Source organism: Devosia sp. P2_G7, assembly GCF_056403495.1.
In genome coordinates, this window is record NZ_JBFUFI010000001.1 from 202,870 (window position 1) to 218,704 (window position 15,835).

The following is a 15,835-nucleotide window of genomic DNA, read 5'->3' on the forward strand; positions in this document are numbered from 1 at the left end:
GCCTCCTAATCGAGGTGATAGACTTCCGGCATCATGCTCCACCACTCGGTGTCGGGGGCAGAGGCGAGGCGGGCCTGGCAGGGATCGGTCAGCGCCAGCCAGCGCTTGGTCACCGCAAGCTCGCCGAGGATCTTCATGTCGGCCGCATAATCGGTGCCGGCATATTCCCAGTAGCCGAAGAGCAAGTTTTCTGGCTCGCGCAGGTAGATCGAGTAATTCCGGATGTTGGCGGCAGAAAGCGCCGCATTCATCTCCGGCCACGGCTCGGCGTGCAGCTGCTTGTACTCGGCAAGCTTCTCCGGCTTGACGCCGATCACCATGCCCATGCGTTCAACCATTGCCTACTCCTTGGTGCCGCCGGCGGTCATGCCCGAGACCAGGTAGCGCTGGGCAAAGAGGAACACGATCATCACCGGGGCGATGGCGATCAAGGTGGCAAGCGCCAGCGCCGAGAGCGAGATCGTCGTGGACGCGGCATTGGTCGGGTTGAACGACGGCACGTTCGACAGCAGTTCGGCGAGGCCAACCTGGATCGGCGCCTTGCGGCCCGGTAGCGTCACGTAGGGCAGGAAGTAGTTGTTCCAGTTGCCGGTGAAGTTGAAGAAGCCGACCAGCGCGATGACCGGCGTCGCCAGCGGCATGGCGATCTTCATGAACACCTGGAACTCGTTGGCGCCGTCAATGCGTGCCGCGTCGAGAAGGTCGCGCGACACCGCCGTCGAGAAGTAGATGTAGGTGAGGTAGACGCCGAACGGGAAGAACGAGAACGGCAGGATCGCGGCAAGCGGATTGCCGATCAGCCGCACCGCGCTCAACTCGAGAAAGATCGGCAGCACCAGCGCGGTGCTCGGCACCAGCATGACGACGAGCGTCGTCGCCAGCAAAGCCCTGCGGCCGCGGAACTCGGTGAGCGCCATGGCGTAGCCGGCCGGGATCGAGATGAGCAGCGTGATGACCAGCGCCGCGATGCAGTAGAACGCCGAGTTGCCGATCCAGGTCCAGATCAGGCCGCCCTGGAAGGAGACGAGGCTCTGCCAGTTGGCGAAGAGCGTGCCGAGATCGCCGATGGCGAACGGCGCTTCGAGCAGCAGTTGTCGGTCGGTCTTGGTTGGGGCGACCAGCAGCCACAGCAGTGGCACGATGAAGAACAGGGCGAAGACAATGAGCAGCAGGATGCCGAAGACGCGGCCCAGCCACGCTCCCGGCGACAGATCCTGGGCGCGCCCGCCGACGAAATCCGAACTAGGCGCGCTCAAAGAGACCACCCTTGAAGACGAAGACGATGGAAAGCACCAGCGCGACAGCCAGCAGCACCAGCGAGATCGCCGCCGAGCCGTTGAAGTCGTTTTGTTTGAACGCGTAAAGGAACGCGAGCTGGTTGAGCGAATAGTCCAGGGGAACCACGCCCCGGCTCGCCTGGGAAAGGACGCGCGGCTCGACGAAGAGCTGGGTGCCGCCGGCGAAGGACAGGATCACCATATAGGCGATCCATTTGCGCATCAGCGGGATCTGGATCGACCAGGCGATGCGGATGGCGCCGGCACCATCGACGCGGGCGGCCTCGATGACATCCTTGCTGATGTTGTTGAGCGCGCCGTACATCACGACGATCCAGCCGCCGGCCCCCGTCCAGAAGGCGATGACTGCGAGGACGAAGGGCAGCCGGGTGGCCTCGACGGCGCCCACCAGCGAAGTGATGCCCAACCCCTCCAGCAGGAACGAGACGGGGCTGACCGTCGGGTCGAGCACGAAGAGCCACAGCATGACGCTCGAGGCGCCCGCGAGGGCTCCGGGAATGTAGTAGACGAAGCGCATGCTGCCCGAGAGCCAGCGGATGCCGATCGAATGGACCAGCAGCGCCAGCACCACGACGAGGACCACCAGCAGGATCAGCCAGACGACGAGGAAGATGCCGACATGCTCGACCGCGGGCAGGAAGCGGTAGTCCTTGAAAACCTTGGCGAAATTGGCGAAGCCGACAAAGGCGCCCTTCTTGGTGAAGGCCAGATAGACGGCATAGAGCGCCGGCATGATGCCGAAGAACAGCAGGAAGAGCGTGTAGGGCCCGGCGAACGCAACGCCGATACGGCGCTGCGCCCGTTCAACACTGCCGTTTCGCGCTCTGGGCCGCTGCCCGCCCTCTAGCGGGCGGACAGCGGATTGGTCGAGACTAGTCAAGTTGGCAGACTCCGGGACCCTTGCTCGATTACTCGACGGTGTAGCCGACGACCTGAGCTTCGTTCTTCATTTCCTGCTGCCAGTCGGCAGCGAGGTCCGTCATGGTCTTGCCGGCGGCGAGGCCGGGCGTGATGACCTTGGCCCATGCGGTTTCAGGCGAGAAGTTCGGGTAGCCCCATCCGTTCCACACGCTGGACGCCGCTGCCGAGATCGCCGCCTTGAAGTCGCCGGAGTAGAAGCCGCTGGCCGCCTGCGCATCGAGCCACTTCTCGGCAGCCGACTTGTAGGCCGGCAGACCGCCGGTGCCAGCCGTCTTCTCGTCGGAGACGATGAACTGCAGGAAGGTCTTGACCGCGTCGGGCTGGGTCGTGTGGCTGGAGGCATACCAGACGCCGCCGCCCACGTTGCCGGTCACCTTGTCGCCGTCCGTCCAGGAGAGCGGCTCGGCAGCCACCCAGTCGCCGGCCTTGGCATTGACGCCGCCCGGGTTCTGGAAGAGCGCGCCTGCATACCAGGCCGGGCCCGGGATGGCGACGAGCTTGTCGGCGGTGGCGACGAAGTTGGCACCAAAGACGCTGTCAAGCGTCAGGGTCTTGTTGGCGACCATGTGGTCGATGAGCGCGCTCACCTTGACCGAGTTCGGCGCGGACGTGTCCGACTTGAAGGTCTCGCCTTCGACCTGGAAGATCGGCGCCTGGCCGGACCAGTAGTAGATGTAGGGGCCTTCGAAGGCATCACCGATGCCGCCGAGGAAATAGCCCGGGTGATCGGCGGCGAGCTTGTCGCCCAGCGCCTGATAGTCTTCCCAGGTCTTGGGGGCGTCGTAGCCGAATTCCTTGAGCAGGGCCTGGTTGTACCAGAACAGCACCGGCGCGAGGTCATTGCGGAGGCCGTAGACCTTGCCGTCGATGGTGACGGGGTCGAGCGCGCCCGGCGTAAAGCCATCGAGGAAGGCCTGGTCGAGGAAGCCCTCGTTCAGCACCTGCGCGAAGGGCTGCACGCCATTGGTCTCACGCGAGACCCAGGCGGCGTCGTTGTTCTGGGTCGAGAACACCACGTCCGGCCAGCCTTCGCCGGCCTGATCGGCAAGGCCGATCTTGGTCTGGAAGGTGCCCGAGGCGCCTGACGAACCATCGTCGACGACGAGGTTCACCTTCACTTCCGGATGCGCGGCGATGAACGCCTCGACGGCCGGCTGGCGGGTTGCGTCGGCCCAGACGGTGATTTCCTGGGCGAGTGCGGCGCTCGCGGCGAACATCGCCGAAAGCGCAACAGTAATGCGCAGAAGCTTCATGGTGGTCTCCTCCACTTAGAGCGTTGTGGTTATTCGGCCGCGCGCTGGCTGTTGCTGACACGCGGGTTATGCGGGGCCTCGCCGAGTTCGGTGCGCGGCAAAAGCGTTGGGCGTCCCCAGTCGCGGCGAGCGGTCTCGTTGAGCACGAGGCCGTGGCCCGGCCGGTCCGGCGCGTAGGCCCAGCCGTCACGGATTTCGACGGGCTGGTCGACCAGGTGGTCGAAGTTCTGGAACGAGTATTCGAGCCACTGCACCTCCGGCAGCGCGCAGGCCGCGTGGATGCCGACTTCGAGGAAGGTGTTGCCGAGGCTCACCGGAACGCCGCGATCGGCGGCAAGCCAGCCGATGCGCATGACGTCGGTAACCTGGCCGTGGACGTTCAGGATGTCGGTGCCACCGGCCTCCATCAACAGCCGCTTGCCGCGGGCATCGAGGTATTCGCCCGAATTGATCAGCGTCCAGCTGGCCGCGTCCTTGAGCATCTTGAGGCCGACGAAATCGTCGCGAAGGATCGGATCCTCGACCCAGAGCAGCTCGTGGCCGGCGTCGCGGATGGCGGTGAGCTTCACCAGCGCTTCCTTAGCGCCCCATGCTTCGTTGGCATCGACCATGACGAGAGCATCCTTGCGGACGACGTCCTTGAGGATCTTCAGCCGGTTGAGGTCCCAGTCGAAATCCGGACTGCCGACCTTGATCTTGAAGGCACGGTAGCCGATCGCGTCGGCGTGGGCAAAGAAGCGGGCGAACTCTTCGTCGCTCAGGTGGAAATCAAGCCCGCTGGCATAGGCTTCGACGCGGTCGCGGCGGCTGCCGAGCAGCTTGTGCAGCGGCAAGCCGACTTCCTTGGCCGCCAGATCCCACAGCGCAACCTGCAGCGCTTCATGAAAGGGCAGCGTGTATGCACGCTGGTTGCCGCCGCGCGGGCGGCTGACGCGATGGACGAGCGCCGCCGGCGGCTGGCCTTCGAGACTTGGCCAGGCTTCCGAGCGGAATACACGCTCGATCTCCGCCTGATCGGGTAGCGGATGAAACAAGGTCTGGATAAACCCCAGCCCGACCGCGCCGGTATCGGCAATCAGTTCGAGCGCCGCTATATTCACGTCGTCGGCGCGGACTTGGCTGTCGCCGATGACGCGATCGCGGGCAAACTGGAAGCGGGTGATGCGGAACTCGACAATGCGCATGCGATCGGTCTCTAATAGACTAATTGAGCCATCTGATTTATCAGACGGCGACGCTAATAGACCAGATCAGGGGGCGAGGCAAGTGGCCCGATACGAACAGACGATGGCAACGGCGGAAACCGGCGGCGCGGGCCGACTGAGCGACCTGGCTTACACCCGCATCCTCGAAACGCTGTTCGACCGGAAGATTCCTGCCGGCGCGTTCCTGTCGCAGAACGATCTGGTCAAGCTGCTCGGCATTCCTGTCGGACCGCTGCGCGACGCGCTCAAGGTGCTCGAAACCGAAGGGGTGCTCACCGTGCATCCACGATCGGGCATCCAGTTCGTAAAGCCGGGGCTCGAGCTTACCCGCTCCACGTACCAGTATCGCGGCATTCTCGAGCGGGCAGCGGTGGCCGTTTATGCCGAGACGGCGGATGACGGCGAACTCGCTGAGATGGAGCAACGTCACCGTGCGGCAATCGCGGCGATCGAGGCGGCCGGCTTAACCGAGGCGAACAAGGAGGAACTGGAGAGCCTCGAACGCATCCTCCACAACGCCATCATCGGCAGCCTCAACAACCCGCTGATCGACACCAGCTACAAGCGCATGCACAACTACCTGCGCCTCGTGCGCCTCGATCGCAAGCTGACCGCCCCGCTCGCCCTGCGGTCGCTGAAGGAGCACATGGAAATCATCCTCGCCTGCCGCCAGCGCGACCCGGAGAAGGCGGTCGCTGCGCTCTCAGCCCATTTCACGGCAGCGCTGCAGCGGCACATGGGACTGTACTAGGTGGAGGACGCGCCACGCCATTCCGACTGCGTTCGCCGGAATTTCCATCTGACGTCCCCTTGTCGAAAGCTAGACGTGCAACAGGGTCTTGATGGCGCGTCGCTCGTCCATGGCGCGGTAGCCTTCCGCCACGTCCGCGATCGGCAGTTCGAGATCGAACACCTTGCCCGGGTTGATCTTGCGCGTGAGCACGAGATCCATCAGGTGGGGCAGAAAGCGGCGCACCGGCGCCGGCCCGCCCAGCAGGTTCTTCTGGGAGAAGAACAGGAACTGGCCATCGAGTTCGACGCCATGCGGTACGCCCACGAAGCCGATCGAGCCACCCGGTCGTGCCGCGTTGATCGCCTGCAGCATCGACTCGTTCGTGCCGACGCATTCGAGCACCGAGTCCGCGCCGACGCCGCCGGTCAACTCCCTGATGCGACCGACGCCCTCATCGCCGCGCTCCGTGACGATGTGCGTCGCCCCATATTCGAGCGCGAGATCCTGCCGGGACTTGTGGCGGCTCATTGCGATGATCTGCTCGGCGCCCATTTGCTTTGCGGCAAGCACACCCATGAGGCCAACCGCGCCATCGCCGACGACGGCAACCCTCGAGCCCGGCTGCACCCGTGCGGCATCGGCCGCGTACCAGCCGGTCCCCAGAACATCGGACACCGCCAGCAAACTCGGAATGAGATCATCCGAGGGGATGTCGGCCGTCGCCAGGAGGGTGCCGTCAGCCAGAGGCACGCGAGCCAGCGGCGCCTGCGCGCCACTCATGAATTCGCGCTGTTCGCAGGACGACTGGAAGCCATACTTGCAATGCGGACATGTATTGTCCGACGTGGCGAATGAGCCGACGACGAACTGGCCCGGCCTGACGGTCTTCACGTCGCTGCCGACCTCGACCACCACGCCGCAATACTCGTGCCCCATGTGCTGCGGGCTGGTGATGGCTGCGAGACCCCTATAGGGCCAGAGATCCGAGCCGCAAATGCAGGTGTAGGACAGCCGGATAATGGCGTCGGTGGATTTGAGGATTTTCGGTTCGGCGACATCTTCGTAGCGAACGTCGCCGGGGGCATGGAGGACTGTTGCGAGCATGGGTATTCTCCTTGAATTCTAGGTGGTGGAACCGGTGTCCACACGCTCGATCCGCAGCGGAAATCGGCCGCGAACGAGCAGCGGCTCGAACCCGCTCTCGAGGCGACCGAGGCGGATAAGGCCGCGCGACCAGCGATATCCGGCGTAAAACAGCGCGAGGTTGCCCCAGGGCGCGTAGTAACAGAGGTCACCTGGCTGCTCGTTGCCGAAGGGCCCGCTGCCCGCCTCGGTGAGCTTTCGCGGAAGGTAGGCGATCTTCTCGTTGTCGGCATAGTTGTCGATGGTGAGGTCGAGCGGCAGCATGGAATGGAAGTCGCGCGCCGAAGGATTGTCGTGGAGCGCGGCGCTCGTGATCTGGCCGTTGAACACGAGGCGGACCTTGGTCTCAGTCATGGGTTCATCCGCCGGGTCGAGCGCCACGCCACGAAGGCCAGCAGCGAAGATCCGCAGAGAAGTGCGGCGCCCAGGGCGAAGGGGCTCCACCAGCCGGCCGAGTCGAACAGCAGCCCTCCCGCTCCGGCGCCCATGGTGATGGCGAACTGGATGATCGCGACCTGCAATCCACCGCCGGCTTCGGCGTCGTCCGGCAGCGTCTTCGCCAGCCAGGCGCCCCAGCCTACCGGCGCTGCGGTTCCGAAAAAGCCCCAGGCCAGCAGCAGGCCCGCGACTGCGATCGGCATCCCGCTGCAGAGGATGAGTGCAACCGCGAGGACGGCCATCACCGTGGGGATGGCGACGACGATGCTGAACAGGCGCCGCTCGAGGAGGCGGCTGATCACCCAGGTCCCGGCCACCCCCGCCAATCCCATGACCAGCAGGATAGTGGAGAGGGTCGCCACCGAAACACCGGTCACCGTTTCGAGATAGGGCCGCAGGTAGGTGAAAAGGGCGAACTGGCCCATGAACAGCAGCATGATTGCCCCCATCCCCAGGGCGACGGGCGGTCGCTTCAGCAGCCGGAATACGTTGCCCTCGCCCTCCACACCGCGGGGCGGCAGCGAAGGGAGCACCATCCACTGCCAGACGAGGGCAAGCGCGGCTAAGGGAACAACGAAGAAGAAGGCGCCGCGCCAACCGATCGCATCGCCCAGCAGGCTACCCAACGGCGCCGAGATCGTCGCTGCGATCGCATTGCCGGCGTTGAGCATCGCGAGTCCCTTCGGCACGTCACCGTCAGGAACGAGGCGCATGATGATGGCGGTCGACATCGACCAGAAGCCGCCGATGGCAAGGCCAAGCAGGGCCCTGCCCCCCGTCAGCCACGCATAGTTGGGGGCGAAGGCGACCATGGCCCCGGACACGATCAGCAGGGCCGAGAACGACAGCACGACGATGCGCCGATCGATTTTGCGGGTCACGTGAGCGACGAACAGGCTCGTGATGACAGCGAATAGTCCCGAGATGGAGATCGCCTGGCCCGTCTGGCCTTCGGTGATGCCGAGATCGGCCGCAATCGGCGAAAGCAGGCTTACCGGCATGAATTCCGACGCGATGAGCACCGCAACGCACAATGCCATCGAGACCACTGCACCCCAGGCGGCGGGGGAGCGTGCGAGCTTGTTCTCGTAAGTGGCGTCCATGAGCTTCGATCTCCGGACACCAACATAGGTCGACGCCGCTCAGCGGATTAGCCATGGGAATTCGCATGGACCTATCGATCTGTGATATAAATCGAGCGGGGAGATCGACCGATGCGCAGACAAGAGCTGGCCGACATGCTCTGGTTCATGACCGTCGCCGAGGAGCGGAGCTTCACCAGGGCCGCGGCGAAACTGGGGACCTCGCAGTCGACGGTCAGCCACACGATCCGCAAGCTCGAGGCGCGCCTGGGACTGCGGCTTCTGACCCGGACCACCCGAAGCGTTTCTCCCACTGAAGCAGGAGAACGCCTTCTGCGCTCACTGTCGCCGCGCATCCGGGAGATAGAGGGCGAGATCGACGGCCTGATGTCGTTCCGCGACAAGCCGTCCGGCACCGTGAGGATCACTGTGTCCGACCATGCCTTCGAGAGCGTCGTCTGGCCGAAGCTGGGGCCGGTGCTCAAGGATTATCCGGACATCAAGCTCGAACTCCGCCGCGACAATGGCTTTCGAAACATCGTCGAAGAGCGCTTCGATGCCGGCGTGCGACTGGGTGAAAGCCTCGACAAGGACATGATCGCAGTGCGCATCGGTCCCGATTGGCGTCAGGTGGCAGTGGCGTCTCCCGCCTATTTCGAGACGCACCCCATCCCCCAGGCGCCCCAGGACCTTGTCGCTCATACCTGCATAGGCATGCGCTACGACACATCCGGGAGCCTCTATGCCTGGGAGTTCGAGAAGGACGGCCGTGCGTTGCGGGTGCGAGTGGATGGCCAGCTGACCTTCAACACCTCATACCCAATGATCGACGCGGCGCTGCAGGGGTATGGCATCGCGTACGTGCCGGAAAACCTCGTGGAACGCCAGATCGCGGAGGGACAACTGGTTCAGGTCCTCGACGATTGGTCCCCGATGTTCGCCGGCTACTACCTGTACTACCCGAGCCGGCGCCAGAACTCGCCGGCTTTCTCGGTGGTGATGGAGGCCTTACGGGCCTGATCAAGGACGCGACGGCCGGCCTGTTTAGGTCCCGCACTCCACCCGAACGTCCGGGATGCCCGGAGCGCTCAGTCGCAGAGTTGCTCGGCCGTTGGGCCGGACGAACACGATGATCCGGCCGTCCAGCGTTTGCCGATGCTGCGCGGCGTACGGGGTGACGTCACTGAGGTCGCCGTTCTCGAGCCCCAGCAGCGCACCGTTGTCCACTTCGGCCGTCACGACCTTCTCGTTGCGAGCCACCTCGCCGCGCTCGTCGCGGAGCGTACACTCGATCTGAATGATGCCCTCGGGTGTGAGGCCGGCGTCGGCGCAGCGGCGCTCGGCGTCGGCAGGTGCCTGCCATGCGATGGCCTCGAGCCTGACCGCATCGCCCCGCGGCCCGAGCTCGTCCGTGGCGACAACCTCGCCGTCGCGGCGTGTCTCGAGCAGCAGGAAGGGGCGCGGCTCGGTTACGGCGACCCAGTAGCCGTTCTCCTCGTTGCGGGTGAGCGGAAGCTCCACGCCCCCGCAGGTCAGTCTGGGTTCTCCGTTGCTGAAGCAGAGGACCTCGACGGCTGGCCCGGCAGTGCCGTCCCAGAGGCGCGACAGGGCTGGGTGCGACCAGAGGTTCTGCTGCTCTGCCTGCCCTTTATGCGGACGGGTCACGATGTAGGCCATGGGCTCGTCGGACCACCAACTGCGGCGGAGGTGGAAAGTGTGCTTGCCGAAGCCTGCGACCGTCAGCAGGCCCGCGGTGGAGCCATGCCAGGGCCACCCGCCCGTCTCCCCCAGGTAGTCGATGCCGGTCCACAGGAACTGGCCAGCGATGTAGTCGTTGCGGACGACCGCCAGCCAGTCGGAGTAACGGTGCCAGTTCTCGCTGCCGAGCATCGGCTGGTTGGGGAACTGGCGGTGATCCGCCTCGTACAGGTGTTCCTTGTAGTTGTAGCCCACCAGGTCCAGCGGCTCGAGGAAGCCGGTATGGCGGGAGAGTTCGGGGAAGGCCGAGCCGACCGTCACGGGCCGCGTGGAATCCTTCCGCTTGACGATGTCGGTGAGCCGGCGCGCGATCGTCGCAAGGCGCCGGGCGTCGGGCCGATTTGGGTCGTAGGCGCGTTGCTTGGCCGACTTATTGGCGTCGTTGTTGCCCGTCATCGCCTCGAACCGGGCGCTGGCGTAGGGATCGTTAGGGTAGTCGATCTCGTTGCCGATGCTCCAGGCGATGATCGAGGGATGGTTGCGATGGACGTCGACCATGTTGGCCAGGTCGCGCTCGTGCCACTCGTGGAAGTCGTTGGCGTAGCCTTGGTGGCGCGGCGGATAGACGTTGTGACCCTGCCACCATTTGTTCTTGGGGTTCTCCCACTCGTCGAACGCTTCATCGATGACGAAGAAGCCGAGCGCATCGCAGAGCCCGTAGAGTTCCGGCGCGTGGGAATTGTGGGCCATGCGCACGCCGTTGCAGCCCATGTGCTTGAGCGTCAGCAGCCGGCGCAGCCAGACCTCGGTGGGCACCGCCGTGCCAAAGGGACCGGCATCCTCGTGCAGGCACACGCCCTTGAGCTTCCGCGGTTCGCCGTTGATGAAGAAGCCGTGGTCGGGGTCGAAGCGGAAGGTGCGGATGCCGACCGTCTCCTCGTAGGTGGCGCTCCCATTCGGCCAGGTCAGCGTGGTGGTGAGACGATAGAGGCTCGGACTGGTGTCGCTCCAAAGCTCCGGCTGTGGAACCTCACCCGTGACGTCGACGTCGGCCGATCCTTCGGCAGGCACCCTGGCCTGCGCGGTGAACGCGTGCACCCGATCGGTGGTCAGCGACCGTAGCTCGTGCCGCACGTCGACGGTCACGGCCGCGGAAGTGTCGTTGCAGAGCGATTGGGCGATCCGGACGGTGGCCTTGGAGGTATCCGCAGCGACGGTGGTAAAGGCGGTGCCATATTCGGCAACCCGCACGGCCTCATGCACTTCAAGTTCGACCCGGCGGTTGATGCCGGTGCCGTTGTACCAGCGGGAATCCGAGATGTCGGTGTGCTCGACCCGGACGCTCACGACGAGGTCGTCGCTGTTGGCGTAGGAGAGGATCTCGGTCAAATCGAACGAGAACCGGGCATAGCCCGAGGGCCGGCCGCCGACATTGTAGCCGTTCACCCAGACCCGGGCGTTCTTGTAGACGCCGTGGAACACCAGCCGGACGTGCTTGCCGGCGAAATCGCCCACCTCGCGCAGCGAGACATGCGCCCGGTACCAGCCGATACCACCCGGCAGGTAGCCGGTGCCGCTCGAATGGGATGGCGAGAACTCCTGCTCGACGCTCCAGTCGTGCGGCACGGTGAGTTTGCGCCAGGTGGAGTCGTCGAACCCCTTGGCCCACGCGTCGGGCTGGTCCGCGAGGAGGAAGTTCCACTGGCGGATGTCGTAGCTATGCATGAGCCGTCGGCCCCTATGTCTGGTTGGATGCCGATGCGGCGATGTACTTGCTGAAGATGCGGGTGAAGAGAAAGCCGTTGACCACGGCGATGCCGGCGAAGCCGACCAGGAGCCAGAAGAGGCCGTACCCGGTCACCTGCGGGTAGAAGACTGTGATCGTGACGCAGAGCGCGATGAGCGCCAGCGCGGCCAGTGCCGTCAGCGGGTGCTTCCACGACAGCAGTCGCGCGTTGCGGAGCACGTCGCGCGTGCGGCCTTCGAAGTTCGCGAGATACGGGAACACGAAGAGCGCCGCCGCCGCGAGGGTGAAGGCGAGCACGTACCAGATTGCCAGCAGCACCAGCTCAATCATGGCACCGAAGGCGAGGTTGGTGACGACGACGTACCAAGCGGCGAGCACGCCTATGAGGAGCGCGAGCACCAGCCCGATTACGGTTGCCTGACGGAAGTTGCGCCGGAAGGAGCGGAAATAGTCGTCCGTGACGGAGTTGCACTCGCCGGTACCGATCCGCATGGCGGTGAAGTTCAGGGCGGTCAGCGAGGCGCCCAGCGTCACGACCGGGATCGAGGTGGCGATGAACAGCAGGTTGAGGATGATCACGTCGGCGAGCCTGGTCAGGCCGCGCATGAGTGCGGAGTCCGCCGAAAACAAGCTGTCCACTCGTCTATCCTCCGAGAAGGCCGGGCGGGCCTGCGCGCTAGCGCATACCGCCCGGCCTCTGGTCAGGCGCCTAGAGGCCGCGGGCCGCCTTCCAGGCGTCCATGTCGGCCTGGATGGAGGCGCGCGCGTCTTCGTAGCCGGCGTCCATCAGCTTCTGGCGCATCTCGGCGACAGCCGCGGCGGGATCGTCGAACTTGCCGTATTGCAGCTGCGGGATGTACTCGGAGAGCACACCGGCCATCGCCGCGAGCGTCGGATCGATGTTCTGCTTATTGATGAGCAGCGTCGAATACGGGTAGTCCTTCGCTGTGGCGGCAAGTTCAGCGATGATAGCGTCCTTGTTAGGCGCCTGCGTGGCCAGCTTCGGCTCGAATTCGTCCGTGCGGCCCCACCAATAATCGGTGCCGAGAGCCATCGTCGAGGAGTCCCAGTCCGCCGGGCGTTCCAGCACACCGTCGGCGTTGATGGTGTAGTCGACCCCCTCGATGCCGTAGTTGAACAGCATGTAGATCTCTTTGTCGTTGCGGATCAGGTCATAGACCTGAAGGGCCTTCTCCGGGTTCTTGGAGTGCGCACTGACCGCCATGGCGCCGTGCGTGAAGATGTCCTTGAAGAAGTTGCCGTTCTCCTTGCCCCAGTAGAAGAATTTCGGGTCGGAGCCAGGCTGCTTGGTGTTCATGTTGTAGACGATGTCGTTGACGAACGTCTGCGTGTGGTGCTGGTCGGCGCCCGAGAGGCCGGCATAAAAGAGCTCACGCGGCTCGCCATCGAAGTTCAACGCGTCCTCGCGCCAGACGCCGATCTCGTTCCACTTCTTGGCGATGTTGGCCGCTTCGATCAGGGCGTCACCCTCCATGTACCATGAGGTGACAGTGTAGGGGTCCGACGCCTTGGTGTGGAACGGGGCGTAATTGCCGGCGCTGATTCCCTGGAGCGTCTGGAAGTCGGTGTGGCCCTGGATGTAGCCGGTCAGGGCCGCCTCGTTGGCGCGCGCGACGTCCCACGGATAGGCGTCGGGCTTGTTGGCCTTCACCCACTCGAAATACTTGGTGAAGTCCTCGAACTTGGTGATCTCGCCGTTCTCGAAGCCGGCTTCCTTGGCCCAGTCGCCGCGGTAGAAGAAACCGTGGTTGGTGTACTGGGTATAGTTGTCCTCGGGCATGAAGTAGATGTTGCCGTCGGCGAGCTTGGTGAGGTCCCAGTGGCCATCGGCGTCGACCTGTGCCCAGGTCTTGGGGGCATTGGCCTGGAGCATCTCGGGTGAAAGTGGCAGGAACGCGCCCTTCTCCGAATTCTCCCACGCATAGAGCCAGTCGGTGGCGGTGCCGATGAGGTCGACATTGTCGTCGCCCGAGAGCAGCTGCACGTTGTACTGCGTCTGCCAGTCGGCCCATTCGACGAAGAACATGTCGAGCTTGGCGTTGGCCTTCTTCACCAGCAGCTCGTTGAGCTTTTCGAGCATCGCCTCCATGCGGCCGTTGGTGGGCTTGTTACCCATGGTCAGCATTGTGATTTCGGTGGGCGCATCCTGGGCAAGCACGCTCGCCGTCAGCGCCGGCGCGCAGATGCCGAGGGCCAGCAGCGCCGCCCCGACCCGTACGACATTCCTTCTTTTCATTTCAGGCTCCTCCTCTGAATTCGTTGCTTTGCGTTTTTCGCGGTCAGTTCCCTCGGCCGCGTAACTTGGTCAGGCGGTCATCCCTTCACTGCGCCGATGGTGATGCCGCTGACGAAGTATTTCTGGATGAAGGGGTAGAGCAGCAGGATCGGGCCGATGGCCACGACGGCGCTCGCCATCTTCAGGGTGTTGCTGGGCAGGTCGGTGACACTGACATTGGAGCCGGCCACCGAATTCTTCAGTGCGTTGGCCGTGTTGATGACATTGTAGAGGTGGTACTGCAGCGGTTTGAACTCGACCGTGCTGCCCAGATAGAGCGACGACAGGTACCACTCGTTCCAGTAGCTGAGCGCGAGGAAGAGGCCGATCGTCGCCAGCGCCGGCTTCATCATTGGCAGGCACAGCTGGGCAAAAATCCGGAAATCGCCGGCGCCGTCGACCTTGCCGGATTCGATGATCTCGTAGGGCACGGTTCGCATGAAGCTCTTCATCAGGATGATGAGCCAGGGGCTCATCAGCAGCTGCAGGAAGACCGCGAGGTAGTTGCCACGGAGGCCGAGATCGCGCGCGATCCACAGGAAGGTCGGCGCAAGGCCGGCCGAGAACAGCGTCGTGAAGTAGATGAAGAACGAGATGTGGTTGCGGAAGGGGAAGTCCTTCCGGTTGAGCGCGTATCCCGTCATCGCGATGACGAAGAGGCCGATCGCCGTGCCGAACACGGTCATCGTGATGGTGACGACATACGAGCCGATGATCTGCCGGGGCGCCTTGAAGATCCACTCGTAGGCCGCGAAGGTGAAGTCCTTCGGCAACAGGCCGAAGCCGGTCTTCATGATCGTCGACTCGGTCGAGAACGAGGCCGAAACGATCAGGACGAATGGCACGAGGCAGAACAGCGCGAACAGTGTGATCGTGACGTAGGAGATCGTCTGGAGCACGTAGTCGCTACTGTCGAGCTTGATCGCCCGAGGTTTCGCCGGCCCGATACCGACGCCCTCTGACCCCACGATGATGCTGTCGTTGCTGGCTTGATCGGTCATCAGAACAGCGCGTAGTCCTTGTTGATCCTGCGCACGATCCAGTTCGCGGTCATGACGAGAGCGAAACCGAACAGCGACTGGTAGAGGCCGACGGCCGTGGACGTGGTGAAGTTGTTCTGCGACAGCACCATCCGGTAGACCGAGGTCTCGATGATGTCGGTCATCTTGAACAGCGAGGCGTTGTTGCCGATCAGGTTCCAGAACAGCCCGAAATTGCCGTGCATGATGCTGCCCAGCGAGAACAGCACCAGGATGATGAAGGTCGGCTTGAGGCTCGGCAGCGTCACGTAGCGGATGCGCTGCCAGGCGGAGGCGCCGTCGACCGTGGCCGCCTCGTAGAGGCTTCGGTCGATGCCCATGATCGCTGCGAAGTAGACGATCGAGCCGTAGCCGGTCGACTGCCACAGGTGCACCATGATGATGATGAGCGGCCACGCGCCAGCGACGCTGTAGATCTTGATCGGGTCGCCGCCCGTCTGCTTGATCAGGGCGTTCAGCGCGCCGGTGTCGTAGTTGAGGAGGTTGAAGGCAATGACGCCGACGAGCACGGCCGAGATGAAGAACGGCAGGAACATCGCCGCCTGGCTGATCTTCTTGAAGAAGGTCGACCGGATCTCGTTGAGCATGATCGCGATGGCGATCTGCAGGATGTTGCCGAACACGATGAAGGCGAGGTTGTAGAGGATCGTGTTCCGCGTCAGCATCCAGAGCTGCCCGGATTTGATGAGGAATTCGAAGTTCTTGAACCCGACGAACGGGCTGCCGAAAATCCCGTCGCGGTAGTTGAAGTTCGTGAATGCGATCCACGCTCCGGGGAGCGGGCAGTAGTTGAAGATGACGAAGAATACGATCGCCGGAACGCACATGAGCAAGAGGATCTTGCTGTCCGCGAGTTGCCTTAGCAGGGACTTTCGCCGCAAGGGCGTATCCGTTCCCGACATCTTCCCCCTCTCTGCCACCGGTGCGGCGTCCTTCAGGACGCACTGCCACTGGGGCTAGGACTGACCGTCGATGCCAGCA

Annotated in this window: 15 protein-coding genes; 2 read left to right on the forward strand and 13 right to left on the reverse strand. The window is 63.9% G+C overall.

Annotated features, from left to right (window positions below; all coding sequences use genetic code 11):
• Window positions 1–5 precede the first annotated feature (5 nt).
• From AC1DWU_RS01100 to AC1DWU_RS01120, 5 genes are read right to left on the reverse strand one after another with little or no spacing between them, the layout of a single operon-like run.
• Entirely contained in the window at window positions 6–338 is a 333-nt protein-coding gene (locus AC1DWU_RS01100; protein ID WP_477148109.1) for an L-rhamnose mutarotase, read from the reverse strand.
• A gap of 3 nt (window positions 339–341) precedes the next feature.
• On the reverse strand, window positions 342–1,256 hold the full coding sequence (locus AC1DWU_RS01105; protein WP_477148110.1) for a carbohydrate ABC transporter permease: 915 nt from the start codon (window positions 1,254–1,256) through the stop codon (window positions 342–344).
• Window positions 1,243–2,178, reverse strand: coding sequence for a carbohydrate ABC transporter permease (locus AC1DWU_RS01110; protein ID WP_477148111.1), 936 nt, complete (start codon window positions 2,176–2,178; stop codon window positions 1,243–1,245). The genes AC1DWU_RS01105 and AC1DWU_RS01110 overlap by 14 nt, the downstream gene beginning before the upstream one ends.
• A gap of 28 nt (window positions 2,179–2,206) precedes the next feature.
• The gene (locus AC1DWU_RS01115; protein WP_477148112.1) at window positions 2,207–3,472 is read right to left on the reverse strand and encodes an ABC transporter substrate-binding protein; all 1,266 of its coding nucleotides are present in this window, start codon (window positions 3,470–3,472) and stop codon (window positions 2,207–2,209) included.
• 29 nt (window positions 3,473–3,501) lie between these two features.
• The gene (locus AC1DWU_RS01120) at window positions 3,502–4,656 is read right to left on the reverse strand and encodes a mandelate racemase/muconate lactonizing enzyme family protein (RefSeq protein ID WP_477148113.1); all 1,155 of its coding nucleotides are present in this window, start codon (window positions 4,654–4,656) and stop codon (window positions 3,502–3,504) included.
• Between the two features lie 82 nt (window positions 4,657–4,738).
• Between AC1DWU_RS01120 and AC1DWU_RS01125 the strand changes: the two genes are divergently transcribed.
• Window positions 4,739–5,428 carry a GntR family transcriptional regulator gene (locus tag AC1DWU_RS01125; protein WP_477148114.1) on the forward strand — a complete coding sequence of 230 codons (690 nt, stop codon included), beginning with the start codon at window positions 4,739–4,741 and terminating at the stop codon, window positions 5,426–5,428.
• 69 nt (window positions 5,429–5,497) lie between these two features.
• Here the strand turns inward: AC1DWU_RS01125 and AC1DWU_RS01130 are convergent, their stop codons facing one another.
• Genes AC1DWU_RS01130 through AC1DWU_RS01140 form a run of 3 tightly spaced genes read right to left on the reverse strand, consistent with a single transcriptional unit; the run spans window position 5,498 to window position 8,094 of the window.
• On the reverse strand, window positions 5,498–6,514 hold the full coding sequence (locus AC1DWU_RS01130) for a zinc-dependent alcohol dehydrogenase family protein (protein ID WP_477148115.1): 1,017 nt from the start codon (window positions 6,512–6,514) through the stop codon (window positions 5,498–5,500).
• Between the two features lie 18 nt (window positions 6,515–6,532).
• Window positions 6,533–6,964 carry a cyclophilin-like fold protein gene (locus AC1DWU_RS01135; protein ID WP_477148497.1) on the reverse strand — a complete coding sequence of 144 codons (432 nt, stop codon included), beginning with the start codon at window positions 6,962–6,964 and terminating at the stop codon, window positions 6,533–6,535.
• Complete coding sequence (locus AC1DWU_RS01140) at window positions 6,904–8,094, reverse strand: MFS transporter (RefSeq protein WP_477148116.1); 1,191 nt, start codon at window positions 8,092–8,094, stop codon at window positions 6,904–6,906. The genes AC1DWU_RS01135 and AC1DWU_RS01140 overlap by 61 nt, the downstream gene beginning before the upstream one ends.
• A 111-nt stretch (window positions 8,095–8,205) precedes the next feature.
• Here AC1DWU_RS01140 and AC1DWU_RS01145 point away from each other — a divergent pair, with 111 nt between their 5' ends.
• Entirely contained in the window at window positions 8,206–9,093 is an 888-nt protein-coding gene (locus tag AC1DWU_RS01145; RefSeq protein ID WP_477148117.1) for a LysR family transcriptional regulator, read from the forward strand.
• 24 nt (window positions 9,094–9,117) lie between these two features.
• On the opposite strand, the gene AC1DWU_RS01150 is transcribed toward AC1DWU_RS01145, so the two are convergent.
• The 5 genes from AC1DWU_RS01150 to AC1DWU_RS01170 form a co-directional block, all read right to left on the reverse strand.
• The gene (locus tag AC1DWU_RS01150) at window positions 9,118–11,496 is read right to left on the reverse strand and encodes a glycoside hydrolase family 2 TIM barrel-domain containing protein (protein ID WP_477148118.1); all 2,379 of its coding nucleotides are present in this window, start codon (window positions 11,494–11,496) and stop codon (window positions 9,118–9,120) included.
• A 13-nt stretch (window positions 11,497–11,509) separates the two neighbouring features.
• Window positions 11,510–12,157 (reverse strand): YesL family protein, encoded by a 648-nt coding sequence (locus AC1DWU_RS01155; protein WP_477148119.1) that lies wholly within the window; start codon window positions 12,155–12,157, stop codon window positions 11,510–11,512.
• Between the two features lie 70 nt (window positions 12,158–12,227).
• A complete protein-coding gene (locus AC1DWU_RS01160; protein WP_477148120.1) occupies window positions 12,228–13,775 on the reverse strand; it encodes a DUF3502 domain-containing protein in 1,548 nt (515 codons plus the stop codon).
• Window positions 13,776–13,852: 77 nt separating this feature from the next.
• Entirely contained in the window at window positions 13,853–14,815 is a 963-nt protein-coding gene (locus tag AC1DWU_RS01165; protein WP_477148121.1) for a carbohydrate ABC transporter permease, read from the reverse strand.
• A complete protein-coding gene (locus tag AC1DWU_RS01170) occupies window positions 14,815–15,735 on the reverse strand; it encodes an ABC transporter permease (protein ID WP_477148122.1) in 921 nt (306 codons plus the stop codon). The genes AC1DWU_RS01165 and AC1DWU_RS01170 overlap by 1 nt, the downstream gene beginning before the upstream one ends.
• Window positions 15,736–15,835: the final 100 nt, after the last annotated feature.

Bases quoted from the DNA above. Each gene is read 5' to 3' on its own strand.
- AC1DWU_RS01130 (WP_477148115.1), bottom strand. From the start codon at position 6,514: ATGCTCGCAACAGTCCTCCATGCCCCCGGCGACGTTCGCTACGAAGAT.
- AC1DWU_RS01100 (WP_477148109.1), bottom strand. From the start codon at position 338: ATGGTTGAACGCATGGGCATGGTGATCGGCGTCAAGCCGGAGAAGCTT.
- AC1DWU_RS01120 (WP_477148113.1), bottom strand. From the start codon at position 4,656: ATGCGCATTGTCGAGTTCCGCATCACCCGCTTCCAGTTTGCCCGCGAT.
- AC1DWU_RS01145 (WP_477148117.1), top strand. From the start codon at position 8,206: ATGCGCAGACAAGAGCTGGCCGACATGCTCTGGTTCATGACCGTCGCC.
- AC1DWU_RS01140 (WP_477148116.1), bottom strand. From the start codon at position 8,094: ATGGACGCCACTTACGAGAACAAGCTCGCACGCTCCCCCGCCGCCTGG.
- AC1DWU_RS01165 (WP_477148121.1), bottom strand. From the start codon at position 14,815: ATGACCGATCAAGCCAGCAACGACAGCATCATCGTGGGGTCAGAGGGC.
- AC1DWU_RS01115 (WP_477148112.1), bottom strand. From the start codon at position 3,472: ATGAAGCTTCTGCGCATTACTGTTGCGCTTTCGGCGATGTTCGCCGCG.
- AC1DWU_RS01150 (WP_477148118.1), bottom strand. From the start codon at position 11,496: ATGCATAGCTACGACATCCGCCAGTGGAACTTCCTCCTCGCGGACCAG.
- AC1DWU_RS01160 (WP_477148120.1), bottom strand. From the start codon at position 13,775: ATGAAAAGAAGGAATGTCGTACGGGTCGGGGCGGCGCTGCTGGCCCTC.